This is a genomic window from Seohaeicola zhoushanensis (assembly GCF_014656415.1).
GTDB lineage: Bacteria > Pseudomonadota > Alphaproteobacteria > Rhodobacterales > Rhodobacteraceae > Seohaeicola_A > Seohaeicola_A zhoushanensis.
This window is the reverse complement of the sequence record NZ_BNCJ01000023.1, coordinates 29,665-53,631: the sequence shown is the minus strand read 5'-3', so window position 1 is coordinate 53,631 and position 23,967 is coordinate 29,665. Positions and strand designations below refer to the sequence as shown.

Genomic DNA, 23,967 nt, shown 5'->3' with positions numbered 1-23,967 from the left:
CATTCCATGACAGGCAACAAGGCCGAAGACGCTTTGGCTTGCCGCTGCTGCGACGCGGTGCCGCGCCTCTCGATGCCGCACTGCAGCATTTCCATGTTGCAATGCAGCATTGGCAACCTATATTCCCAATCATCGCAGATTTCAGCCCATGGAGACCGCACATGGCCACCAAGAAAACCGGAACCACCCAGGACCAACTCGACCAGGCGGGCGCCTTCGTTGCACAACTGTCGGAAGCCGGGAAGGCATTCGTCACTGGCACCATCGAAGTCGACCGCATGATCCTCGGCCAGATCGCCGATGGTGCAAAAGGCACCGTCGCGCACGGCCAGGCCCTGCTCGGCGTCAAGGACGTCAAATCCGCCCTCGAACTGCAGGCCGGCTTTGTCCAGGCCAGCCTCGAACAGGGAATCGCCAACACCCGCGAAGTGATGGAAGCCGCTCAGGCCAACTGGCAGGCCATCTTCAATTCCTTCGGCAAGGCCGCCTGAGCACATCGTCTCGCTTAGAGATGTCGAAAGGCCCGGTTTTCAGCCGGGCCTTTTCCTTTGGCGGCAGATCGCATCAGGCTAAAAAAGAGGCTCCCGCCAAATACCCAACCAATTCAGTCGGGTTGCCGGTTGACTTATCCGACTATTTCAGTAAATTTTCCATCACACGTCCACGCCACCCATTTCCAGGCAGCCGGGATCGAGAGAAACGATGGAGACCGTTCATGACCGACCCGACTGACCGCGCCGCAAAGGCAGAGGCGCTGCGCCCTTTGGACCAAACGGGGCCCACGCCATGAGCCTCGCCGGTCCGATTGCAACCGCCCCCGCCCTGCCCGCCTATGATGCCCGGATGCTCACGCAGGACGGCAACCAGGCGCAGATCGTGCTGGATGGACAGGTCTACACGCTGCGCATCACCCGCGCCGGCAAGCTGATCCTCACGAAATGAGAATGCGCTTCGACTTCCAGCGCCCCGAGCCGGCCACGCCCCGTGGCGGCGCACCGGTGGGCCACCTGCGCGAGCTGGGCGCCGTCGAACAGGCGGCCGTCCTGTGCCTGCGCGGCTGGTGCGACAGCAACACCCGCGAGGATATCGAGGCCGGCTTCCGCCTGGCGCTCGGCCCCGCCGCCGAGGAGGCGCTGGCCGATTTCGATGCTCTGATGGCCACCGCCACCCGATGCGCCCGCCGCCCGCTCATGCGCCACGACATCACCTGCCGTTGCATCGGCGGCGATGAATGCGCATTTGCCCATCTGATGGCTGCCGCAGCCCAGCAGGACACCGAGGAAGCCACCCTCTTCGCCTGCGCGCTGGTGCGCGGTCCCGCCGCCTTCGAAGTGGTGCGCCTGGCCGGAGCCTTCGGCCCCGCACTCCTGCGGATGGCACGCACTGCACCTATCGACCAACCGTCGCCCTCCGCCTTCACGCACTGAAAGGACTATGATGACCCGCACGCTCATGGCAGCTCTCGCCACCTCCGCGCTGACGGCCCTGCCGGCTTTCGCCGTCGAAAAAGCCGCCGTTCTCGACACCTATGCCGACATCGCCGAAGCCGCCTATGGCGACAGCCTGACCACCGCCAAGCGGTTGCAAGCTGCCGTGCAGGTGCTTGTCCAGACCCCCTCGCCCGAGGCTCTCGAAGCCGCCAAGGCTGCCTGGAAGGCCGCCCGCGTGCCCTATCAGCAGACCGAGGCCTTCCGTTTCGGCAACGTGATCGTGGACGAATGGGAAGGCAAGGTGAACGCCTGGCCGCTCGACGAGGGGCTGATCGACTATGTCGACCTCTCCTATGGCGGCGCGACGGATGAGAACGAATACGCGGCGCTGAACGTCATCGCCAATCCGAAGTTCACGCTCTCGGGCAACGAGGTGGACGCCACCGAGATCACCCCGGCGCTGATCGCCGACACGCTGAACGAGGCCGACGAGGTCGAGTCGAACGTCGCGCGCGGCTATCACGCCATCGAGTTCCTGCTCTGGGGCCAGGACCTGAACGGCACCGAACCCGGCGCCGGCAACCGCCCCTGGACCGACTATGCCCAGGGCGAGGCCTGCACCAACGCCAACTGCGACCGGCGCGGGGCCTACCTGCTGGCCGCGACCGACCTGCTTGTCAGCGACCTCGAGGAGATGGCGGGCAACTGGGCCGAAGGCGGTGCGGCGCGCGCCAGCGTGCTGGCGGACGAGAATGCCGGGCTGAACACCATCCTCACCGGCATGGGCTCGCTCTCCTACGGCGAGTTGGCGGGCGAGCGGATGAAGCTGGGCGTGTTGCTGAACGACCCCGAGGAAGAGCAGGACTGCTTCTCGGACAATACCTACAACAGCCATTTCTACGACGGCATGGGCATCCGCAACGTCTACCTGGGCGAATATGTCCGCGTCGACGGCTCGGTGGTCAGCGGCCCCTCGGTTTCGGACCTCGTCGCCGCCGCCGATCCGGCGGTCGATGCCGGCCTGCGCGCCGCTCTGGCGAACACGATGGACAAGCTCGGCCAGATCAAGACCACGGCCGAGAGCGGATTCGCCTATGACCAGATGCTGGCACGCGGCAATGCCGCGGGCGAGGCGCTGGTGCTGGGCGCGGTCGACGCGCTGGTCGCCCAGACCCGCGACATCGAACGCGCGGTGAGCGTGCTGGGCCTTGACCAGATCGCCTTCGAAGGCTCGGACAGCCTCGACAACCCGAGCGCCGTCTTCGAATGACCTGACCGCCGGGGCGCCTGTCGCCCCGGCCCTTCCTGGGGGTTCCGGAATGATCGTCTGCCACTGCAACACCATATCCGACCACGAAATTCGCGCCGCCGTGGACTGGATGCGGGCGGCCGACCCTGATACCCTGATCACGCCGGGCAAGGTCTATCGCGCGCTCGGGAAACGACCGGACTGCGGTGGCTGCCTGCCGCTGTTCCTCGACACGATGCGGGGCTGCGACAGCCTCGGGGTACCCATGCAATTGCGCGGCCTGCGCCGCGCCGCCACACAGGGAAATGGCCATGAAGGGCGACAAGAAAGTCATCGAATATCTCAATAGCGCCCTGCGCAGCGAACTGACCGCGGTCAGCCAGTACTGGCTGCACTATCGGCTGCAGGAAGACTGGGGCTTTGGCCGGATCGCCAACAAGTCGCGCGCCGAGAGCATCGAAGAGATGAACCACGCCGACAAGCTGATCGCGCGGATCATCTTCCTGGAAGGCCACCCGAACCTGCAGAAGCTCGACGCGCTGCGCATCGGCCAGACCCTGCGCGAGACGCTGGAATGCGACCTGGCCGCCGAACATGATGCCCATAAGCTGTATGTCGAGGCGCGCAAATACTGCGATCAGGTGGGCGACTATGTGACCAAGAACCTCTTCGAAGAGCTGATTGCCGACGAGGAAGGCCATATCGACTTTCTCGAAACGCAGCTTGGCCTGTTCGACAGCCTGGGCGAGGAACGTTATGGCCTGCTGAATGCCAAGGCCGCCGACGAAGCGGAATAGCCGTTTGCGGCATGGTTCGGTTGCGCACATTCTCTGGCGTCCTGGCGCTTTGCCTGGCCGCCCCGGTCGCCGTTGCCGGCCCTGAGCTGACGCAGCCGCACCTTGCCGTGCAGGCCCGCACCGCCGACGAGGCGGCGCGGGTCGCCCAGGTGACAGAACCCGCGACCGATTTCACCCGGCCCGAACCTTTCGAGAACAACCCCGGCGGCGCCGCCACGGTGCCGCTGCTGGCCAATGCCGACGCCTTTTCGCAGCCCTCGGCCAACATGAGCTTCGAGCGCGAGCTGGACTTCCGCCTGGGCAACGGGCTGTTCCGCAAGCTCTGGGTCTCTTCCCCGTCCTCGACGCTGGCCTCGGACGGGCTTGGCCCGCTCTACAACGCCCGCTCCTGCCAACGCTGCCACCTCAAGGACGGGCGCGGCCATCCGCCCGACGGACCGGGCGACGGCGCGGTCTCGATGCTGCTGAAGATCTCGGCGCCCGCCGCGCCGGATGACCCGATGACCGAGATCGAACGCTATCTCGCCGCGACGGGCGCGGCGGCAGACCGCCGGCGACCCGACCCGGTCTATGGCGGGCAGATCCAGGACCTTGCCATCGCGGGCCACGCCGCCGAGGCGCAGCTGGCGGTCACCTATTCCGACGTGCCGGTCGAGCTGTCCGAAGGCGAGACGGTCACCCTGATCAAGCCGACCTACAGCGTCGAGAGCCTCGCCTATGGCCCGCTGGCCCGAAGCGCGGCGCTCTCGGCCCGCATTGCGCCGCAGATGATCGGCCTCGGCCTGGTCGAGGCGATCCCCGCCGCCGACATCCTGGCGCTGGCCGATCCCGACGACGCCGACGGCGACGGCATCTCGGGACGCGCACAGATCGTCTGGTCGGCCGACCGCAACCGCCCGATGCTGGGCCGCTTTGGCCACAAGGCCGGGATGCCGACGATCCGCGACCAGAGCGCGAGCGCCTTTTCCAGCGATATCGGTATCTCCTCGCCTCTTGCGCCGGCACCTTCCGGCGACTGCACACCGGCCCAATCCGCCTGCCTGAACGCCCCCAACGGCGCAAATGACGTGCGCGGCACCGAGATCGACGCCGAGAGCTTCGACCTCGTCGCCTTCTACAGCCGCAATCTGGCCGTCCCGGCCCGGCGCGACAGCGGCGATGCGCAGGTGCTGCGCGGCAAGCAGGCCTTCCACGACTCGGGCTGCGTCGCCTGCCATCGCCCCAAGTTCGTCACCGACCGCCTGCCCGACCAGCCCGAGCAGAGCTTTCAGCTGATCTGGCCCTATTCCGACTTCCTGCTGCACGACATGGGCGACGGTCTGGCCGACGACCTTCCCGAGGGCCTTGCCTCAGGTCGGGAGTGGCGCACCGCGCCGCTCTGGGGTATTGGCCTGACATCGCAGGTCAACGGCCATACAAGGTTCCTGCACGACGGGCGTGCGCGCTCGCTTCTCGAAGCCATCCTCTGGCACGGTGGTGAAGCCGCGCCGGCCCGGCAAAAGGTGATCGACATGCCAAAGACCACGCGCGCTGCCCTGATCCGATTCCTGGAGTCCCTCTGATGCGTCTCACGCTCGTCGCCTTGATCCTGTCCCTCGCCTCTCCGGCCCTGGCCGATACCGAGGCTGTGATCCGCGACCATATCCTGCCCGGTCAGGCGGCCTTCTCGGCGGGAACCAGGGCCCTGGCAGAAGCGGCGCAGGCGGATTGCACGGCAGCGGCGCTGCAACCGGCCTACAACACCGCCTTCGACGCCTGGATGGGCATCAGCCACCTGCGCCTTGGCCCGGTCGAGGAGGCCGGCCGCTACCAGGCCATCGCCTTCTGGCCCGATGCGCGCGGGCTGACCGAAAAGACCCTGCGCCGCCTGATCGCCGAGGAAGACCCGGTGGTGAACACGCCGCATGGCTATGCCGAGGTCTCGGTCGCCGCGCGCGGGCTCTTCGCGCTCGACTACATGCTCTACGACGAGGATTTCGCGAGTTACGAGGCCGGCAGCTATTCCTGCGCGCTGGTCCAGGCGATCACCGCCGACCTCGCCGATCTCGCCGGCAAGATCGAGGCCGAATGGCTCTCGGGCTTTGCCGAGACGCTGAGGAGCGCCGGACAGCCCGGCAATACTACCTACCTCTCTGCCCGCGAGGTCACCCAGGCGCTGTTCACCCAGCTCACCACCGCGCTGGAATTCGACGCCGACCAGCGCCTTGGCCAGCCGATGGGCACCTTCGAGCGGCCCCGTCCCAAGCGCGCAGAGGCGCGCCGCTCGGGCCGGTCGCTGCGCAATGTGACCCTGTCGCTCGAAGCGCTCCGGCAGATGGCCTCGCTGCTCGCCGAGCCGCCCCCGGCCGAGACCCTCGCGGCCTTCGACATGTCGCTCAAGAACGCCGAACGGCTCGACGATCCGGCCTTTGCCGGGGTGGAAACCCCGCAAGGACGGCTCAAGGTCGAAGCGCTGCAACAGAACATTCGCGCCATCCGCACCGCCGCCATCGAAGAAGTCGGCACCAGCCTAGGCGTCAGCGCCGGGTTCAATTCGGCAGACGGAGACTGACATGACCACCCGCCGCGGCTTTCTGGCCACCCTCGTCGCCGCCTCGTCCTGGCCCGCGATCAGCTGGGCCGACGCCGGCAACCCCGCCTTCCTCGCCGCCGCCAAGGACGCGGACGGTTCCTACGCGCTCTTCGGCCTGTCGATGACGGGAGAGGACCGCTTCCGCATTCCCCTGCCCGACCGCGGCCATGCGGCCACCGCGCATCCCACCGCGCCCGAGGCCGTGGCCTTTGCCCGCCGTCCCGGTACCTTTGCGCTGGTGATCGACTGTGTTTCGGGACGGCTGGTGCAGAAGCTCGATGCGCCCACGGGGCGGCATTTCTACGGCCATGGCGCCTTCATCGGCGATGGCGACATCCTCTGCACCGCCGAGAACGAGATCGAGACAGGCCAGGGCCGCATCGGCCTCTGGTCGCGCAGCCGGGGCTACGCCCGCATCGGCGAAATCGCCACCGGCGGTATCGGTCCGCATGACGTGAAGGCCCTGCCCGACGACACGCTGGTGGTTGCCAATGGCGGCATACGCACGCACCCGGACTCGGGCCGCAAGAAGCTGAACATCGACACGATGCGGCCGAACCTGACCTATCTGGGCAGCGACGGCACGATCCACGAACAGGTCGAGAGCGACCCGGCGCTGCACCAGAACTCGCTGCGCCACCTGGCACTTGGCCCCGATGGGCTGGTCGCCTTCGCCTTCCAGTGGGAAGGCGATCCGGGCGAGTCGCCGCCACTGCTGGGCCTGCACCGGCGCGGCGAGGCCATACAGCTGCTCACGGCCGACCTTTCAGAACAGATCGCCATGAAGGGCTATGCCGGCAGCATCGCCGCCGACCACGAACGTGCCTGCGTCGCAATCACCTCGCCCAGGGGCGGGCGGGTGCATATGTTCGGCTTTGACGGCGCCTTCCAGGGAGTGGTCCGGCGCGCCGATGTCTGCGGGATCGGTGCCGCGGACCACGGCTTTGTCGCCACCGACGGGCTGGGCGGCATCCTGTCGCTGGTCGACGGCGAGGTCCGCCCGCTTGCCGCGCAGCCGCGCGCCTGGGACAACCACCTGATCGCGATATGAGCACGTTTTCCCTGACCCGCCGCCGCACCCTCGGCCTGCTGGGGGCTGCCGCCATCACGCCGGGCCTTGGCGCATGGGCCAAGGCCGCGAGCCGGCCGACCCTGCGCATCCAGCCCGCGCGCGCCGAGTTGCTGAAGGGCTTCGTGACCGATGCCATGGTCTCGACCCTGCCCGACGCGCCGCCGCCGGTGCTGCGCCTGAAACAGGGCCAGCCCTTCACCGCACGTGTCGAGAACGCGACGCCGGATTACACCACGATGCACTGGCATGGCCTGCGCCTGCCCAATGCGATGGACGGCGTGCCCTATCTCACCCAGTTCCCGATCGGCCAGGGCGAAGCCTTCGACTATACCTTTACCCCGCCCGACGCCGGCACCTACTGGTATCACCCGCATTGCATGACGATGGACCAGATGGCCCGCGGCCTGACCGGGATCCTGGTGGTCGAGGAAGCCGAGCCCCCAGGGTTCGACCGGGATATCGCGCTGAACCTGCGCGATTTCCGCCTCGGCGGCGATGGCCAGTTCATCGACCTCTGGACCGCGCGCGGCGCCGCCCGCGCCGGCACCTTCGGCACCGTGATGACGACGAACTGGGCCACCGAGCCGGTCGAGGAGGTGCCCGCCGGCGGGCTGGTGCGCCTGCGCGTGGCGGCCACCGATACCGCGCGGATCTACAAGCTGTTCCTGCCGGGCGCGCAGGGGCTGGTGATAGCGCTCGACGGCCATCCCCTGGCCGTGCCCCTGCCCTTGCCAGTCAGCGATGCAGAGGCGCTGCTGCTGGCCCCCGGCCAACGCGCGGACCTCGCCATCGCCATGCCACCGACCGAGGGCGCGACGGTCGACCTGATGACCCACGCCCCCGGCAAGCCGCGCCTCATGGCGCGGCTGCTGGCCAGCGGCGGCACGCTGAAACGCGAGCTGACCGAGCTGAAACCGCTGGCGCCGAACGATATCCCCGAACCGGAGCTGGACAAGGCCCGCGTCGAGGAGCTGGTCTTCGGCTGGTCCCCCGAGGGCAACCTGCCCAACGACGGGCTCTGCGGCACGATGGGTTATACGTTCTGGTCGATCAACCGGCTACCCTGGCCGGGCGATGCCGCCGGCGCCGGCCCTCTGGTCGATCTGCGGCAGGGCGAGTCGGTGATCCTGCGCCTGCGCAACGAAAGCCCGAACGACCACCCGATCCACCTGCACGGCCTGGCCTTCAAGGTGATCCGGTCGAACCGGCGCGAGGTGTCATCCCATTGGACGGACACGGCCTTGCTGCTGGAGAAGGAAGTGCTCGACATCGCCTTTGTCGCCGACAATCCCGGCGACTGGGCCTTCCACTGCCACGTGATCGAGCATCAGAAGACCGGATTGGCGGGCTATATCCGCATCAGCTGACCGCCAATCGGAAAGGAAGCAGCCCCCGCCCGCGACCGGGGGCTGCCGTTTTCACTGGTGAACCACAGGCGGGTCTACTTCGCGTTCGGGAAGAACAGCTGCTGGCCCTCGAGCTGGAAGCCCGCGATCGCCGCCTGCCCCTCGGCCCCGATCAGCCAGTCGACAAAGGCCTGCCCGGCCTCGACCTTGACCGAGGGGCGCTTCTCGGGGTTCACCAGGATCACGCCATACTGGTTGAACAGCCGCTGGTCGCCCTCGACCACGATCTCCATCCCGGCCTTGTTGCCGAAGGAGATCCAGGTCGCGCGGTCGCTGAGGACATAGGCGCCCATGCCGGCCGCCGCGTTCAGCGTCGCGCCCATGCCCGAGCCGGTCTCGCGATACCAGCCGCCCGAAGCCGCCTTGACGTCGACCCCGGCCTCCTTCCAGAACTTCAGCTCGGCCTTGTGCGTGCCGCTGTCATCCCCTCGCGAGGCGAAGGGCGCGCCCTTGTCGGCGACGGCCTTCATCGCGGCCACGACGTCCTTGCCGCCCTTGACACCGGCCGGATCGCTTTCGGGGCCGATCAGGACGAAGTCGTTATACATCACGTCGAAGCGCTGCACGCCCCAGCCGTCAGCGACGAATTTCTCCTCGGCCGGCTTGGCATGGACCAGCAGAACGTCGCCATCGCCGTTCTCGGCGTTCTTGATCGCCTGGCCGGTGCCGACGGCAACCACCCGCACCGCGATCCCGGTCTTGGCAGTGAATTGCGGCAGGATCGCATCGAGCAGACCCGAATTCGCGGTCGAGGTCGTCGACTGCACGACGATGAACTCGTCGGCGGCCTTGGCAGCGCCGGACAAGCCGAGGGCTACGGCCAGCCCGACAAAGGCGGCCCTGAAGGGTATTCCAGTCATGTCTTGCTCCATTTCCTTTCGTTCAGATCACCAGCGCCCCGGCAAGATAGCGCCGGGCCGCCGCCGATTGCGGGTCGGTGAAGAAGGTGCCGACGCGCGCCTGTTCGGCCACCTGTCCGCCATTCATCAGCACGATGTCGGCCCCCAGGCGCCGGGCCTGGCCGATGTCATGCGTCACCATCACGATCCGGGTGCCCCGCCGCGCGGCGGCGAGGATCAACCCCTCGATGGCCTGCGTGGCGCTCGGGTCCAGTGCGCTGGTCGGCTCGTCAAGGAACAGGATCTCGGGCTCGATCGCCAGCGCCCGCAGGATCGCCAGCCGCTGCGCCTCGCCGCCCGATAGGCTCTGCGCCGACTGGCGGGCCTTGGCGGCCAGGCCGCCTTCCTCGAGCAGCTGCACCGCGCGCAGGCGACGGGCGCGCCAGCCAAGCCCCTGCCGGCGCAGCACGTAGGTGAGGTTCGCCATCACCGAGCGGCGCAGCAGCACCGGCTTCTGGAACACCATTGCCTGCCGTGCCCGATGCGTTGTCGAGAGCGGCACGCCCTCCATCGTGATCCGGCCCTCGTCCGGCACGATCAGCCCGTGCAGGCAGCGCAGCAGCAGGCTTTTGCCCGCGCCGTTCGGCCCGAGGATCAGCGTCGGCCCCGGCCCGTCGAGCACGAGGTGAGCGACGTTCAGCAGGCTCGCCCCGTTGCGGCCGATCCGCAGGCCGGTTGCCTCGATCCGGGGTGAGATATGCATGAAATCACGCATGGCGCATCTCGCTCGCCCGTTCTTGCGGGGCCAGCAGGCTGACCACGGCGGTGACGGTGACGGCGATGAAGATCAGGATCGCGCCCAGGGCCAGCGCCAGCGCCAGATTGCCCTTTGAGGTCTCGAGCGCGATGGTCGTGGTCATCACCCGCGTCACGTGGTTGATATTGCCCCCCACCATGATGACCGCCCCCACCTCGGCAATCGCCCGCCCGAAACCGGCGAGAAAGGCGGTAAGCAAGGCCAGCCGCGCATCCCAGAGCAGCGTCGGCACCGAGGCCAGCCGCGAGATCCCGAGCGAGCGCAGTTGCTCGGCATATTCGGCGTCCAGCGTCTCGATCGTCTGGCGCGTCAGCGCGGTGATGATCGGCGTGACCAGCACCACCTGCGCGATGATCATCGCGGTCGGCGTGTAGAGCAGTTGCAGGACGCCCAGCGGCCCCGAACGCGACAGGCAGAGATAGACCAACAGGCCGACGACCACCGGCGGCAGCCCCATCAGCGCGTTCAGCAGGATGACGACGGCCCGCCGCCCCGGAAAGCGCGCAACCGCCAGGGCGGCCCCCAGCGGCATCCCGATCAGCGCGGCGATAACCACCGCCAGCAGCGAAACCCGCAAGGAAAGGAGTACGATTTCCCACAGGTCCGAATCCCCGGAAAGGATCAAACCAATCGCACTCATGAATTCTTGCGAGAAATCCTGCACGATCTACGAAATCTCCCATTTTTCGTAGCACATGCAAACTATTGCACAGCAGGCGCGGATCGTCATCCCCGAAATTCCCCGGAGAGATGCGACGGTCCAATCTGGCAAATACCTCAGGCCCGCGCGGTTACCACGTTGGACACATGGGGAAACCGCAGCGCGGTGCCGTCGAAACAGGGGCCCAGCGCGGTCAGGAAGTCGTCGATGCAGCGCTCGCGTTCCGCATCGGACATGCGCGAGAGCTTGTCGCCGGTATGCATCCCGCCCAGGGCCCCGGCGGCAAAGGCCCGCCCGTCGGGATGGACAAGCTCCAGGCTCACCTCTTCGACCGCCACGTCTTCGAAGCCCGCCCCTTCGAACAGGGCACCGATCTCGGCGCCATCCGGCAGACCGCAGATCGCCCGCACCGCCGCACCGGCATCGGGGCCGGCATGGGTATCGAGCGTCGCGGCCTGCGCCACGAGCAGCGGGTTCTTCTCCAGATCAGTCGATACGCAGAAGGCCACACGCCCGCCCGGCCGCAACACCCGGCGCAATTCCCGCAGGGCCGCGGGACGGTCGGGAAAGAACTGCAGCGCCTGCTGGCAGAAGGCCAGGTCGAACCGGCCCTCCACGAAGGGCAGTTGCCCCGCCTCCGCCTCGACCCAATCCGAGGCGATCCCCGCCTCCTCGGCCTTGCGCCGGGCCACGGCCAGCATCCCCGCGCTGATATCCGCCCCGGTCAGGCTGCCCGGTTCCACCCCGGCCCGCAGCAGTTCCTGGCTGACCGCGCCGGTGCCACAGGCCAGGTCGAGCACATGCTCGCCCGTCCGGGGCGCGGCACGGCGGATCAGCTCCTGCGCCCAGGGTCTGAAGATCACCGGAACCAGCGTGGTCTCGTAGCGGTCCGCAAAGGTTGTCGACATCCCCTGACCCTCCTCGCTGTCGCAATTCGCGATCCTAGCACGATTCCGGGGCAAGCTCTTCCTGTTCAAACGAAAAGGCGGCGGGCACCCAAGCCCGCCGCCTCCGGTCCTGATGAACCTTCGTTGTTACTTCAGCGCCTCGTCGGTGATCTGATGGGTCCAGGCGCCTTCCGGCTGCTTGGAGATCACCGGGTCCGAGCCGCCGCCCAGCAGCGTGTCGACCGTGCGCTGATAGTCGGCCTCGTCCAACGCGCCGTTCGAACCGGCGGTCAGCTTGGCGATCTCGCCCATCATGCGGACCTGGTGCGCCTCGGTCTGGGCGCCGGTCGCGTCATTGTCGAGCACAATGCCGGCAGCCTCGTCCGGATGCTCCTCGGCGTATTTCCAGCCCTTCATCGAGGCGCGCACGAAGCGGACCATCTTGTCGGCAAAGGCCGGGTCCTTGAGGTTGTCCTCAAGCACGTAGATGCCGTCCTCGAGCGTGGCGACACCCATGTCCTCGTATTTGAAGGTGATCAGCTCGTCTTCCTTCACGCCGGCATCCAGCACCTGGCCATATTCATTGTAGGTCATGGTCGAGATGCAGTCGGCCTGGCGCTGCAGCAGCGGGTCGACGTTGAAGCCCTGCTTGAGCACGGTGACGCCGTCAGGCCCGCCGTCGGTCTTGATGCCTTCCTTGCTCATCCAGCTGAGGAAGGGATATTCGTTGCCGAAGAACCAGACGCCGATGGTCTTGCCCTTGAAGTCCTGAGGGCCGGTTATGCCGGTGTCCTTCCAGCAGGTCAGCATCAGCCCCGAGGTCTTGAACGGCTGCGCGATGTTCACCACCGGCAGGCCCTTCTCGCGCGCGGCCAGCGCCGAGGGCATCCAGTTCAGCATGGCGTCGGCGCCGCCGCCCGCCAGCACCTGCGGCGGTGCGATATCCGGCCCGCCGGGCAGGATCTCGACGTCGAGGTTCTCGTCCGTGTAATAGCCCTTGTCCTTGGCCACGTAGTAGCCCGCGAACTGGGCCTGGGTCACCCATTGCAGCTGCAGCTTCACCGAGTCGGCCGCCATGGCCTGACCCGCCGCCAGCGCCGCCATCAGCGCGATCCCCGAAATCATCGTCTTCATCAGTCACACTCCTTGTTGGTTGTTGATTTGCCCGGCCTCACCCGGATCTTGGTCTTGTTGCGTCCTGTCACCGTCTTTGCGAGGGATGCCAGAAGGTTACCGTCTTTTCGGCCAGCGCCACGATGCCATAGAACACCGAGCCCGCAATCGCCGCCACGACAATTTCGGCCCAGACCATGTCCAGCGCAAGCTGACCCACCGAGGTGGAGATGCGGAACCCCATGCCCACGGTCGGAGAGCCGAAGAATTCGGCGACGATGGCCCCGATCAGCGCCAGCGTGGTCGAGATCTTCAAGCCGTTGAAGATGAAGGGCATCGCCGCCGGCAGCCGCAGCTTGACCAGCCCCTGCCAATAGCTCGCGCCATAGGTCTGCATCAGGTCGCGCTGCATCTGGGTCGCCTCGCGCAGGCCGGCGACGGTGTTCACCAGCATCGGGAAGAAGACCATGACCACCACCACGGCGGCCTTCGACTGCCAGTCGAAGCCGAACCACATCACCAGGATCGGCGCGGTGCCGACGATGGGCAGGGCCGCGACGAAATTGCCGACCGGCAGCAGGCCCCGGCGCAGGAAGTCCGAACGGTCGACCAGGATCGCCATGAGGAAGGCCGCGCCGCAGCCGATCACATAACCCGAGAGCGCGCCCTTGAGGATGGTCTGCGAGAAATCCTCCCAGAGCACCGGCAGGCTGCCGGCAAAGCGCGCGGCGATCAGCGAGGGCGCGGGCAGGATCACCAGCGGCACGTTCAGCCCGCGCACCACCAGTTCCCAGACCCCGAGGATGGTCAGCCCGAAGATCAGCGGCACGGCCAGCCGCACCAGGGGCGTGTTCGCCATCGGCCCGCGCGCCAGCCAGCCGTTCACCGCCCAGCCCAGGATCCAGACGAGAAGCGCCGCAAATGCCAGGGTCATCGCGCCATCCCCATCCGGGCCAGCAAGGCCCGTTCGATCAGCCCCAGCAGCCCGACCAGGCAGGCCGCCAGGATCGCCGCGCCGAACAGCGCCGACCAGATCTGCACTGTCTGCCCGTAATAGCTTCCCGCCAGCAGCCGCGCCCCCAGGCCTGCCACCGCGCCGGTCGGCAGCTCGCCGACGATGGCGCCGACCAGGCTGGCCGAGATGCCGATTTTCAGCGAGGCAAAGAGATAGGGCATCGAGGCCGGCAGCCGCAGCTTCCAGAACCCCTGCGCCGACGAGGCGTTATAGGTGCGCAGCAGGTCGAGCTGCATCGCATCCGGGCTGCGCAGCCCCTTGACCATGCCCACCACCACCGGGAAGAAGCTGAGATAGGCCGAGATCACCGCCTTGGGCACGATCCCCTGCATCCCCACCGAATAGAGCACCACGATGATCATCGGCGCCAGCGCTATGATCGGGATGGTCTGGCTGACGATGGCCCAGGGCATCACCGACATGTCCATCACCCGGCTGTGCACGATGCCGACCGCCAGCAGGATGCCAAGGCCGGTGCCGATGGCAAAGCCCAGCAGCGTGGCCGAGAGCGTGACCCAGGCATGGTAGACCAGGCTGCGTTTCGAGGTGATATTCATCCCTACCGTGGTCTTCCAGAGCTCGTTTACCACCTGGTCGGGTGCCGGCAGCCGCGGCCGCTCCTGCGCCCAGGTCGCCGGGATGGCAAAGCTGTTCTTCGCCGCCAGAACGATCCCCGAGGTGGCCCGCCGCTCGGCCCCGTCGGTGGGCGTCACCGTGGCCCCGGCGCGTTCCGCCTCGACCAGCACGCCGGCAATGTTCATCGGGATGCAGGCCAGGTACCAGACCACCACCAGCGCGGCAACGACCGTCAGAACCGCAACAAGCGATCTCATCGCGCGCCCTCACTCATCGACATGCCCCGCCCGCAGCCCTTCGCGCACGCGGTGGGCGATCTCGATGAACTCGGCGGAATCGCGGATGTCGAGCGGCCGCTCGCTCGGCAGCGGGCTGTCGATCACGTCGGTGATCCGGCCCGGACGCGGGCTCATCACCACGATCTTGGTCGAGAGATACACCGCCTCGGGAATGGAGTGCGTCACGAATCCGATGGTCTTGTTGGTCCGCGCCCAGAGCTTGAGCAGCTGCTCGTTGAGGTGGTCGCGCACGATCTCGTCCAGCGCGCCGAAGGGCTCGTCCATCAGCAGGATGTCGGCGTCGAAAGCCAGCGCGCGGGCGATCGAGGCCCGCTGCTGCATCCCGCCCGAGAGCTGCCAGGGATATTTCTTGCCGAACCCTGCCAGATCAACCAGTTGCAGCACGTCATTCACGCGCCGCTCCTGCTCGTCGCGGGCAAATCCCATGATCTCGAGCGGCAGCTTGATGTTGCCGGCGATGGTGCGCCAGGGATAAAGCCCCGCCGCCTGGAAGACATATCCATAGGCCCGCGCCCGGCGCGCCTCTTCCGGGCTGACCCCGTTCACGGTCAGCGACCCGCCGGTCGGTTGTTCCAGGGCGGCGATGCAGCGCAGGAAGGTGGTCTTGCCGCAGCCCGAGGGGCCGATGAAGCTGACGAATTCACCCCTGTCGATCGACAGATTCACGTCTTTCAGCGCATGCACCGGACCGTCATTGGTCTGGAAGGTCAGGTTGAGCCCGCGGGCCTCGATCACACTCACGGTTGGTCTTTTCCCCTTGATTACAGGCTCTTGCGGCCCATTTCCTGCGCCATCATACCGACCTGGTGATGCCGCCGTCGACCCGGATGTTCTGTCCGGTGATATATCCCGCACCCTCGCTGGCCAGGAAGGCCACTGTCGCGGCGATCTCCTCGGCACGGCCATAGCGGCCCATCGGGATCGTCTTCCGGCGCTCTTCCTTCTCGGGCAGGCTGTCGATGAAGCCCGGCAGCACATTGTTCATCCGCACGTTATCCGCCGCATAGCGATCCGCGAAGAGTTTCGTGTAAGCCGCCAGCCCGGCACGGAAAACACCGCTGGTCGGAAAGGCCGGATCGGGCTCGAAGGTGGCGTAGGTCGAGATGTTGAGGATCGTCCCGGCCTTCTGCGCCACCATGACCGGCGCGACGATGCGCGTCGCCCGGACCACGTTCATCAGGTAGAAGTCCATGCCGAGGTGCCAGTCTTCGTCGGTCAGTTCCAGCAGCGCGCCCTTGGGCCCGTGCCCGGCGGAATTGACCAGCACGTCGATCCGGCCCCAACGGTCCATCACCTTGGAAACAACGGCTTGCAGGTCGTCGTTGCTCTGGTTGCTGCCGGTATGGCCAACCCCGTGCAACGCTTCCGCCAGCGCCTCGCCCTTGCCCGAGGAGGACATGACGCCCACCTCGAAGCCGTCCTGCCTGAGCCGCCGCGCGGCGGCCGCGCCCATGCCGGACCCGCCGCCGATGATGAGAGCTACTTTGGTCATCACACCCCCGTCGCCGGAATACCGCTGCGCTGCACCGGGCGCGGCGCGGTCAGTTCCTTCCAGGACGACAGCGCCCTGTTCACCGCCATGTTCGGCTCGCGCTTGACGAACTTGCCGTGGCCCTCCTCGGTGCGGATCTCGCCGTCATGCACCGCCACCTTGCCCCGCGTCAGGGTGAACCGCGGCAGGCCCTTCACCTTCTGCCCCTCGAAGACGTTGTAGTCGATGGCCGACTGTTGCGACTTGGCGCTGATCGTCTTCTCCTTCGTCGGATCCCAGACGACAAGGTCGGCATCCGCCCCCACCAGCACCGCCCCCTTCCTCGGATAGCAGTTCAGGATCTTTGCGATATTGGTTGAGGTTACGGCGACAAATTCATTCGGCGTCAGCCGCCCGGTGTTCACCCCATGGGTCCAGAGCATCGGCATCCGGTCCTCCAGCCCGCCAGTGCCGTTCGGGATCTTGGTGAAATCGCCGACGCCATAGCGTTTCTGCTCGGTGGTGAAGGCGCAGTGGTCCGTCGCCACCACGCTCAGCGAGCCCGACTGCAACCCGGCCCAGAGAGAATCCTGGTGCTGCTTGTTGCGGAACGGCGGCGACATAACGCGCCGTGCCGCGTGGTCCCAGTCGGGGTTGAAATACTCGCTCTCGTCCAGCGTCAGATGCTGGATCAGCGGCTCGCCCCAGACCCGCTTGCCCTGCATCCGCGCCCGCCGGATCGCCTCGTGGCTCTCCTCGCAACTGGTATGCACGACATAAAGCGGCACCCCCGCCATGTCGGCGATCATGATGGCGCGGTTGGTCGCCTCGCCCTCGACCTGCGGCGGACGGGAATAGGCATGCGCCTCGGGGCCGGTGTTGCCCTGCGCCAGCAGCTTGGCGGAAAGCTCCGCCACCACGTCGCCGTTCTCGGCATGGACCATGGCGATGCCGCCCAGCTCGGCCAGACGCTGGAACGAGGCATACATCTCGTCATCGTTCACCATCAGCGCGCCCTTGTAGGCCATGAAATGCTTGAAGGTGGTGATGCCGCGCTCCTCGATCACGGTCTTCATCTCGTTGAAGACCTGCTCGCCCCACCAGGTCACCGCCATGTGGAAGGAATAATCGCAGTTGGCGCGCGTCGACTTGTTGTCCCACATCTGCAGCGCATCCAGCAGCCCCTGCTGCGGATTGGGCAACGCGAAGTCGATCACCATGGTGGTGCCGCCCGCGAGCGCCGCCCGCGTGCCGCTCTCGAAATCGTCACTCGAGTAGGTCCCCATGAAGGGCATCTCGAGGTGGGTATGGGGATCGATCCCGCCGGGCATGACATAGCAGCCGGTCGCATCCAGCTCCGTATCGCCTTTCAGGTTCGGCCCGATCTGCGCGATCACCCCGTTCTCGATCAGCACGTCCGCCTTGTAGGTCAGGTCGGCGGTGACGATGGTGCCGTTCTTGATGACTGTGCTCATATGGACGTCTCCCTGTCCGTTAGTTTCCGTAGGCCGCGAAATCCGGCAGGGCGCTGTCCGGACAGGGTCCGGGCAGGCTTCCTCGCAGGATCACGGCATTTTCGATCAGTGTGGCGCGCAGCACATCGGTCGGCTGGTCCGACCCCTTCAGGTCGCGCAGGGCGGCCAGCGCCGCGGCCGCCTCGGCCGGCCAGCCGAGATCGACCGCCCAGGCCGCCGCCGTCGCCGCGCGGGTTCCGATGCGCAGGACGGCCATGTGGTCCCTGCGCGTGCTCTGGCCCCAGGCATCCAGCTTTTCCGCAGTGGTCTCGAGCACCTCGCGCGCATCGCGGCAAGCGTCGCTCTCGGCCAGCGCCGGCGCCGGCAGCAGTATCAGCGCCAGCAGCGCCCCGCCCCATTTGCCTCCCTCAGACCGACGCATAGCAGTCAATCGCTCCCCCATGCACACCGATGTCGAGCGGCCCGAAGCGGCTCTCGACGCAGAGCGCGAAATAGCCCGCGCTCGGCAGGTAGATCACCCGGTATGGCCCCTCGGCCCGCGTCACCGCCCAGCAGGTCTGGGTGATGCCGCCCGAGAACTGCACCTCGACGGTCTCCGGCGGACAGAGCGCGGCGCGGAAGTCCTCCAGCGTGCGCGCATACCAGCGGGCCGGCAAGGGCGCGCCCTGCTCGTCCGCCGCTTCCCGCTGTCGCCGGTCCGCGTCCCACGCGATCATCTCCCTGTCGATCAGCGCCACGATCTCTGCCGCCGTGACTGCCATTGCCGTCATTTCCCCGCCCCCCGATACTTCTTCTCTTGAAAAATACCTCCGGGGGTCCGGGGGCAGCGCCCCCGGCGCTCTCCACCCTAGGACACGATCTCCGCCGTCTCCACCACCGCGTGGAACAGCACGTTCGCCCCTGCCGCCGCCCATTCGGGCGAGATCTCCTCGGCCTCGTTGTGGCTGAGGCCGTCGACGCAGGGGCACATCACCATCGCCGTCGGGTAGAGCTTGTTGATCCAGCAGGCATCGTGCCCGGCGCCCGAGATGATGTTCATGTGCGAATAGCCCAGCCGCTCGGCCGCGTTGCGGATGGCGCTGACGCAGCCCTCGTCGAAGGTCACCGGGTCGAAATGCCCCACCGCCTCGATCTCGATCCCGAGGCCGAGTTCGGCGGCGATCTTCGGCGCCTCGGCCTCCAGCCGCGCGCGCATGCCGTCAAGCTTGGCCTGGTCCGGCGAGCGGAAGTCGATGGTGAAGACCGCGCGGCCGGGGATCACGTTGCGCGAGTTCGGATAGACGTTGGCCTGGCCCACCGCCCCCACGGCGCCGGGCTGGTTATCCATGGCAATGGTATGCACCAGCTCGATGATCCGCGCCATGCCGAGGCCGGCGTTCACCCGCATGTTCATCGGGGTCGAGCCGGTATGCGCGTCCTTGCCGGTCAGCGTCACCTGCAGCCACCACAGGCCCTGCCCATGGGTGACGACACCGATGTCCTTGCCCTCGGCCTCGAGGATCGGGCCCTGCTCGATATGCAGCTCGAAGAAGGCCTTCATCCTGCGCGCGCCCACCGGCTCCTCGCCGCGCCAGCCGATCCGCTTCAGCTCGTCGCCGAAGGTCTTGCCCTCGGCGTCGGTACGCGCATAGGCCCAGTCCTCGGTGTGGACGCCCGCGAAGACGCCCGAGGCCAGCATCGCCGGGGCAAAGCGCGTGCCCTCCTCGTTGGTCCAGTTCGTCACCACCACCGGGTGCCGGGTGCGGATGCCAAGGTCGTTCATCGAGCGGATCACCTCCAGCCCGCCCAGCACCCCGAGGATGCCGTCATACTTGCCCCCCGTGGGCTGGGTATCGAGGTGGCTGCCCACATAGACCGGCAGCGCCTCGGGATCGGTGCCCTCGCGGCGCGCGAACATATTGCCCATGGTGTCGAGTCCCATGGTGCAGCCCGCCGCCTCGCACCATTTCTGGAACAGCGCCCGGCCCTCGCCGTCCTCGTCGGTCAGGGTCTGGCGATTGTTGCCGCCGGCCACGCCGGGGCCGATCTTTGCCATCTCCATCAGGCTGTCCCAGAGGCGCTCGCCGTTGATCTTCAGGTTCTGTCCCGGTTCGGCCATCTCTGCCCCCTATTTCAGTTCCACTTCGACAAAGGCCATCGGACCCTCGCCGCCATTGATGACATTATGTTCGACACCGGCCGCCCGCGCATAGCTCTGACCTGCCGGAATGGTGACGCTGCGCGTCGCCCCGCCCGGTTCTTCCAGGGTCATGTGGCAGTCGGTCAGCGCGACGATGACATAGTCGAGGCCGTGGCGATGCCACCCGGTCTCTGCACCCGGCGCGAAATCGAACCGGGTGACTCGCACCCGGGCATCGTCGATCATCTGGCTGGCCAAAGCGGCGGGTCGCTGCATATCTCTGGTCTGGCATTTATCTTTTGACCATCTGGTCAAGATCACGCTAGCAGAGGTGAGAGGGCAGTCAAGGATTTCGCCGCCCCCGCGCCCGCCGCCAGAGGAGTTGCCCGGAAAGTGGACACCAAGCCGACCCCGACCCGGATCCAGCGCAAGAACCGCGCCGCGATTCTCGAAGCCGCGCTCGACGTCTTCTCGGCGCAGGGCTTCCGCGGCGCGACGGTGGACGAGATCGCGGCGGCGGCGGGGCTGTCCAAGCCCAACCTGCTCTACTATTTCCCCTCCAAGGAGGCGATCCACGACGCCCTGCTAGAAGGGCTGCTCGACATCTGGCTGGCGCCGCTGCGCGCGCTGGACGAGACCGGCGAGCCGCTGGAGGAAATCCTCGCCTATGTCCGGCGCAAGCTGGAGATGAGCCGCGAGATGCCGCGCGAAAGCCGGCTCTTCGCCAACGAGATCGTGCAGGGCGCGCCCCGGATCGGCGCGGTGCTGTCGACCGACCTCAAGGCGCTGGTCGACGCCAAGTCAAAGGTCATTGCCCGTTGGGCCGCCGAGGGGCGGATCGCCCCGGTGCACCCCTATCACCTGATCTTCTCGATCTGGTCGCTGAGCCAGCACTATGCCGATTTCGACGTGCAGGTGCGCGCCGTGCTTGGGCCCGAAGACCCCTACGACCACGCGCCCGACTTTCTCGACACGCTCTACCGCCGCCTGCTGACGCCGCATATCGCCCCCTGACAGGGCAGCCCTCAGCTGTGCTCTTCCGCAGCCGTCGCCGCCAGGGCGCGGTTGTAGGCCCTCAGCGCGTCGACGTGGAACAGCCCGCCCACGATATCGACCGAGCCTTCTTCCTTGTCCCGGATCACCACCGCGAGAATGGGGGCATCGTCGCGCTCGAACACAGGCATTGCCGCCTCGAGGGTCGAGGAAGCCTCGACCATCAGCCCCTCGCCCACCAGCGCTTCCAGAGCTGCGCGGTCCGGCGCACGCGGGTCGCCCAGCGGCCGCATCACGCCTCCGGCGCGGAACATCGCGAGCAGGTAGGCCTGCGGCCCGGCGGCCAGGTGAATCCGCCGCCGCTTGAGCTGGGTCAGGAAGAACGACCGCGCCACCAGGCGCGAGGCCAGCGCGGTGGAGAGCGACACCGAGGTCATCACCGCGATGCCGATCTGCCAGTCGCCGGTCAGTTCGAAGACGATCAGCGTGGTCGAGATCGGCGCGCCCAGCACCGCCGCGGCCACCGCCCCCATGCCGGCGAAGGCATAAAGCGTATGCGCGCCGGACACATGCGGCAGGATCCCGGTCGCGATCAGCCCGAAGGCCAGCCCCGTCAGCGCCCCGACCATCAGCGCGGGCGAGAAGACGCCCCCGCCCATCCGCCCGCCGAAGGTGACCGCTACGGCCACGGCCTTGAGCACTGCAAAGACAATCGCCTCATGCAGGACGAGGTCGCCGCTCAAAGCGCGGTAGGTCGTCTCGTATCCGACGCCGATGATATGCGGGAACCCGATGGCCATTCCGCCCAGCAACAGCCCGGCCACCGCGGGTCGCAGCCAGCCCGGCAGACGGATCAGCCGCTGCAGCCAGGTGCCGACATCCTCGGCCCAGAAGATCCCCCGCATCAGCAGGGCCGAGACCAGCCCGCAGACCATGCCGAGGATCAGGAAGGCCGGCAGTTCGACATAGAACTTGAGCGATCCGGGCGTCGTCAGCATGAATTCGGCAACGTCGCCGAACTCCAGGCGGTTGATCACCGTCCCGGCGACCGAGGCGATGACGATGGGCGCGAATGCGTGAACGGCAAAGTGGCGCAGCACCACCTCCAGCGCGAACAGCGCCCCCGCAATCGGCGCGTTGAAACTGGCCGAAACGGCGGCGGCGACGGCGCAGCCCAGCAGGTCGCGCCCGGTGATCCCGTCGGCGTTGATCTTGCGCGAGACCAGCGTGGCGATTACCCCGGCCAGGTGCACCACCGGCCCTTCGCGCCCCGATGAACCGCCCGAAGACAGCGTGATGAGCGAGGCCAGCGCCGAGGCGAGGCCCGCCTTGGTCTCGACCCGCCCGTCGCGCAGCGCCGCGCCTTCGATCACGTCGGCCACGCCCCGCGCCCGCCCGTCGCGGGTGAAACGGTGCAGGATCACGCCAACCGCCAGTCCGCCCACGACCGGCAGCAGCAGGATCCAGTACCAGGGCAGCGAACTGGCGTAGGAGTGCAGGAACTGCACATCCTCGGTGCCGTAAATCGCGGCCTGCAAGGCGTTGATGCCCTTGCGGAAAAACAGAGCGGCAAAGCCGGCGGCCACCCCGATCAGCAGAGCGATGAACCAGAACTGAACCTGGCTCGGCCCGCGCCGCAGCATCACCGTCCACCCGTCCCGGATCGCCGCCAGCGCGAGGTCGCGCTGCGTGGTCAGGAAGGAACGCTCCGGCTCGGTCATGGTCGCTTGCCGCCGGCCTCGATCTCGGCGCCGATGCGCTTGACCGCCTCGACCAGCAGGTCGAGGTCCGACAGCCGTGTGCGGTGGTTGGTGATATTGACCCGGATCGCCTTGCGCCCCTCAACCGTCGTGGTCGAAGGCGCGGCGATGCCCAGCTCCTGCAGCCGGATCACGATCTCGTCGTTCAGCGCGTCCGGGTCGCCGCCCTGCCCCCGGTAGCGGAAACAGCAGATGTTGAGCCGGACCGGCGCTAACAGCTCCAGCGCCGCATCCGCCTCGACCAGCCGCCCGAGATAGGCCGCCTGGTGACAGTTGCGCGCGATCATCCGGCCCAGCCGCGCGGTGCCATGCTCGGCCAGCTGCGCCCAGACCTTGAGCGCGCGGAAGGTGCGCGACAGTTCGGGGCCGTAATCCACCGGCCAGGGGTTGCCCGCCGCCAACCCGCGCTCGGCGCCCTTGAGATAGCGGGGCCGGTCCGAGAAGGCCTGCCGATGCGCCTCTTCCGACCGGATCAGCACGCAGCCGGCGTCATAGGTGACATGCAGCCACTTGTGGAAATCGAAGGCCAGGCTGTCGGCGCGCTCGATCCCGTTGAGGCGCGGACGCAGTGCCTCAACCAGAACGCCCAAAGCGCCAAAGGCGCCGTCGACGTGGAACCAGAGGTCTTCCTCCGCCGCGATATCGGCCAGCGCGTCGAGATCGTCGATGGTGCCAAGGTCCACTGACCCGGCCGTGCCGATCAGCGCGAAGGGCGTCAGGCCCGCCGCGCGGTCCCGGGCGATGGCCTCGCGCAGCGCCGCCAGATCCATCGCGCCGGTGTCATCTACCGGCACCCGGCGCAGCGCCTCGCTGCCCAGCCCCAGCATGTCAAAGGCGCGGTCGGCGCAGCCATGCACCAGCGCCGAGGCATAGCCGGTCAGCCGCGCCTCGCCGACACCGGCCTTGCGCACCGAAACGCCCAGCCGCGCCTCACGCGCTGCCTTCAGCGCCACGATGGTGGCCATCGAGGTGCCCGACACGATCAGCCCGCTGGCCTCGGCCGGAAAGCCGAAGATCTCGCGGCACCAGCGGATCACCTGTTTCTCGACATGGATCGCGCCATGCTCGCGCCCGCCGAGGTTGGCGTTCATCGCGCTGGCCGCCATCTCGGCCACCACCTGCGACGGCGTACCCGAGCCATGCACCCAGCCGAAGAAGCGCGGATGCGTGTTGCCGACTCCGAAGGGCAGCAGCTCGGAAATCTGGCGGTCCACCGCCTCGGGCCCCAGCCCGTCGACGGGCAGCGCCACGTCGAAGGCGGCCTTCAGCTCTGCCGTGGGATCGCGCCAGACCGGGCCATCGCTGCCATTCTGCATTCGGTCCAGCGCGGCATCGAGCATCGCATGGGCGCGGGCGCGGAAGGCAGTCCAGTCCTTGGGGTCCAATGTCTCGATCGTCTCGTCACGCTCGTCCATC

Annotated in this window: 27 protein-coding genes; 11 read left to right on the top strand and 16 right to left on the bottom strand. The window is 67.4% G+C overall.

The genetic code is table 11. From position 1 onward, the window contains the following. Nucleotides 1-161 precede the first annotated feature (161 nt). From IE266_RS22950 to IE266_RS22905, 10 genes are all read left to right on the top strand, one after another. Complete coding sequence (locus IE266_RS22950) at nucleotides 162-491, top strand: phasin family protein (RefSeq protein WP_189682475.1); 330 nt, start codon at nucleotides 162-164, stop codon at nucleotides 489-491. Nucleotides 492-786: 295 nt separating this feature from the next. Then, entirely contained in the window at nucleotides 787-942 is a 156-nt protein-coding gene (gene hemP, locus IE266_RS22945) for a hemin uptake protein HemP (protein WP_189682474.1), read from the top strand. A gap of 2 nt (nucleotides 943-944) precedes the next feature. Further along, complete coding sequence (locus tag IE266_RS22940) at nucleotides 945-1,427, top strand: hypothetical protein (RefSeq protein WP_189682473.1); 483 nt, start codon at nucleotides 945-947, stop codon at nucleotides 1,425-1,427. Nucleotides 1,428-1,437: 10 nt separating this feature from the next. Continuing rightward, nucleotides 1,438-2,700, top strand: a complete 1,263-nt coding sequence (locus tag IE266_RS22935; protein ID WP_189682472.1) for an imelysin family protein — start codon at nucleotides 1,438-1,440, stop codon at nucleotides 2,698-2,700. Between the two features lie 49 nt (nucleotides 2,701-2,749). Next, a complete protein-coding gene (locus IE266_RS22930; protein ID WP_189682471.1) occupies nucleotides 2,750-3,028 on the top strand; it encodes a (2Fe-2S)-binding protein in 279 nt (92 codons plus the stop codon). Continuing rightward, on the top strand, nucleotides 2,991-3,476 hold the full coding sequence (bfr, locus tag IE266_RS22925) for a bacterioferritin (RefSeq protein ID WP_189682470.1): 486 nt from the start codon (nucleotides 2,991-2,993) through the stop codon (nucleotides 3,474-3,476). The genes IE266_RS22930 and bfr overlap by 38 nt, the downstream gene beginning before the upstream one ends. Before the next feature lie 11 nt (nucleotides 3,477-3,487). After that, nucleotides 3,488-5,038 (top strand): di-heme oxidoreductase family protein, encoded by a 1,551-nt coding sequence (locus IE266_RS22920; RefSeq protein WP_189682469.1) that lies wholly within the window; start codon nucleotides 3,488-3,490, stop codon nucleotides 5,036-5,038. After that, nucleotides 5,038-6,027 (top strand): imelysin family protein, encoded by a 990-nt coding sequence (locus IE266_RS22915; RefSeq protein ID WP_189682468.1) that lies wholly within the window; start codon nucleotides 5,038-5,040, stop codon nucleotides 6,025-6,027. Before IE266_RS22920 ends, IE266_RS22915 begins: the two co-directional genes overlap by 1 nt. Before the next feature lies 1 nt (nucleotide 6,028). Further along, nucleotides 6,029-7,099 (top strand): DUF1513 domain-containing protein, encoded by a 1,071-nt coding sequence (locus IE266_RS22910; RefSeq protein WP_189682467.1) that lies wholly within the window; start codon nucleotides 6,029-6,031, stop codon nucleotides 7,097-7,099. Further along, the gene (locus IE266_RS22905; protein ID WP_189682466.1) at nucleotides 7,096-8,487 is read left to right on the top strand and encodes a multicopper oxidase family protein; all 1,392 of its coding nucleotides are present in this window, start codon (nucleotides 7,096-7,098) and stop codon (nucleotides 8,485-8,487) included. The genes IE266_RS22910 and IE266_RS22905 overlap by 4 nt, the downstream gene beginning before the upstream one ends. A 74-nt stretch (nucleotides 8,488-8,561) precedes the next feature. Here IE266_RS22905 and IE266_RS22900 read toward each other — a convergent pair whose 3' ends face one another. From IE266_RS22900 to IE266_RS22835, 14 genes are all read right to left on the bottom strand, one after another. Then, nucleotides 8,562-9,386 carry an ABC transporter substrate-binding protein gene (locus IE266_RS22900; protein WP_189682465.1) on the bottom strand — a complete coding sequence of 275 codons (825 nt, stop codon included), beginning with the start codon at nucleotides 9,384-9,386 and terminating at the stop codon, nucleotides 8,562-8,564. Nucleotides 9,387-9,408: 22 nt separating this feature from the next. Continuing rightward, a complete protein-coding gene (locus IE266_RS22895) occupies nucleotides 9,409-10,140 on the bottom strand; it encodes an ATP-binding cassette domain-containing protein (RefSeq protein WP_189682464.1) in 732 nt (243 codons plus the stop codon). After that, nucleotides 10,133-10,846 (bottom strand): ABC transporter permease, encoded by a 714-nt coding sequence (locus tag IE266_RS22890; protein WP_189682463.1) that lies wholly within the window; start codon nucleotides 10,844-10,846, stop codon nucleotides 10,133-10,135. The genes IE266_RS22895 and IE266_RS22890 overlap by 8 nt, the downstream gene beginning before the upstream one ends. Nucleotides 10,847-10,959: 113 nt before the next feature. Further along, complete coding sequence (locus tag IE266_RS22885; protein ID WP_189682462.1) at nucleotides 10,960-11,751, bottom strand: methyltransferase domain-containing protein; 792 nt, start codon at nucleotides 11,749-11,751, stop codon at nucleotides 10,960-10,962. Nucleotides 11,752-11,877: 126 nt separating this feature from the next. Continuing rightward, on the bottom strand, nucleotides 11,878-12,864 hold the full coding sequence (locus tag IE266_RS22880; RefSeq protein WP_189682461.1) for an ABC transporter substrate-binding protein: 987 nt from the start codon (nucleotides 12,862-12,864) through the stop codon (nucleotides 11,878-11,880). A 67-nt stretch (nucleotides 12,865-12,931) separates the two neighbouring features. Continuing rightward, nucleotides 12,932-13,777, bottom strand: a complete 846-nt coding sequence (locus IE266_RS22875; RefSeq protein ID WP_189682460.1) for an ABC transporter permease — start codon at nucleotides 13,775-13,777, stop codon at nucleotides 12,932-12,934. Beyond that, nucleotides 13,774-14,691 carry an ABC transporter permease gene (locus tag IE266_RS22870; RefSeq protein ID WP_189682459.1) on the bottom strand — a complete coding sequence of 306 codons (918 nt, stop codon included), beginning with the start codon at nucleotides 14,689-14,691 and terminating at the stop codon, nucleotides 13,774-13,776. The genes IE266_RS22875 and IE266_RS22870 overlap by 4 nt, the downstream gene beginning before the upstream one ends. A 9-nt stretch (nucleotides 14,692-14,700) precedes the next feature. Further along, a complete protein-coding gene (locus IE266_RS22865; RefSeq protein WP_373310605.1) occupies nucleotides 14,701-15,474 on the bottom strand; it encodes an ABC transporter ATP-binding protein in 774 nt (257 codons plus the stop codon). A gap of 52 nt (nucleotides 15,475-15,526) precedes the next feature. Continuing rightward, nucleotides 15,527-16,225 (bottom strand): SDR family oxidoreductase, encoded by a 699-nt coding sequence (locus IE266_RS22860; RefSeq protein WP_189682457.1) that lies wholly within the window; start codon nucleotides 16,223-16,225, stop codon nucleotides 15,527-15,529. After that, complete coding sequence (hydA, locus tag IE266_RS22855) at nucleotides 16,225-17,679, bottom strand: dihydropyrimidinase (protein WP_189682456.1); 1,455 nt, start codon at nucleotides 17,677-17,679, stop codon at nucleotides 16,225-16,227. Before hydA ends, IE266_RS22860 begins: the two co-directional genes overlap by 1 nt. Before the next feature lie 19 nt (nucleotides 17,680-17,698). Continuing rightward, nucleotides 17,699-18,100 carry a hypothetical protein gene (locus tag IE266_RS22850; RefSeq protein WP_189682455.1) on the bottom strand — a complete coding sequence of 134 codons (402 nt, stop codon included), beginning with the start codon at nucleotides 18,098-18,100 and terminating at the stop codon, nucleotides 17,699-17,701. Continuing rightward, nucleotides 18,087-18,440 (bottom strand): hypothetical protein, encoded by a 354-nt coding sequence (locus IE266_RS22845; protein WP_189682454.1) that lies wholly within the window; start codon nucleotides 18,438-18,440, stop codon nucleotides 18,087-18,089. Before IE266_RS22845 ends, IE266_RS22850 begins: the two co-directional genes overlap by 14 nt. Before the next feature lie 86 nt (nucleotides 18,441-18,526). Further along, nucleotides 18,527-19,777: a Zn-dependent hydrolase gene (locus tag IE266_RS22840; RefSeq protein WP_189682453.1), complete on the bottom strand. Its 1,251-nt coding sequence runs from the start codon at nucleotides 19,775-19,777 to the stop codon at nucleotides 18,527-18,529. A gap of 9 nt (nucleotides 19,778-19,786) precedes the next feature. Then, nucleotides 19,787-20,074: a cupin domain-containing protein gene (locus IE266_RS22835; RefSeq protein WP_189682452.1), complete on the bottom strand. Its 288-nt coding sequence runs from the start codon at nucleotides 20,072-20,074 to the stop codon at nucleotides 19,787-19,789. A 117-nt stretch (nucleotides 20,075-20,191) separates the two neighbouring features. Here IE266_RS22835 and IE266_RS22830 point away from each other — a divergent pair, with 117 nt between their 5' ends. Then, nucleotides 20,192-20,812, top strand: coding sequence for a TetR family transcriptional regulator C-terminal domain-containing protein (locus IE266_RS22830; protein WP_189682451.1), 621 nt, complete (start codon nucleotides 20,192-20,194; stop codon nucleotides 20,810-20,812). Nucleotides 20,813-20,823: 11 nt separating this feature from the next. Here IE266_RS22830 and IE266_RS22825 read toward each other — a convergent pair whose 3' ends face one another. Then, nucleotides 20,824-22,512: a chloride channel protein gene (locus IE266_RS22825; protein ID WP_189682450.1), complete on the bottom strand. Its 1,689-nt coding sequence runs from the start codon at nucleotides 22,510-22,512 to the stop codon at nucleotides 20,824-20,826. Then, nucleotides 22,509-23,966 carry a pyridoxal phosphate-dependent decarboxylase family protein gene (locus IE266_RS22820; RefSeq protein ID WP_189682449.1) on the bottom strand — a complete coding sequence of 486 codons (1,458 nt, stop codon included), beginning with the start codon at nucleotides 23,964-23,966 and terminating at the stop codon, nucleotides 22,509-22,511. Before IE266_RS22820 ends, IE266_RS22825 begins: the two co-directional genes overlap by 4 nt. Nucleotide 23,967 lies beyond the last annotated feature (1 nt).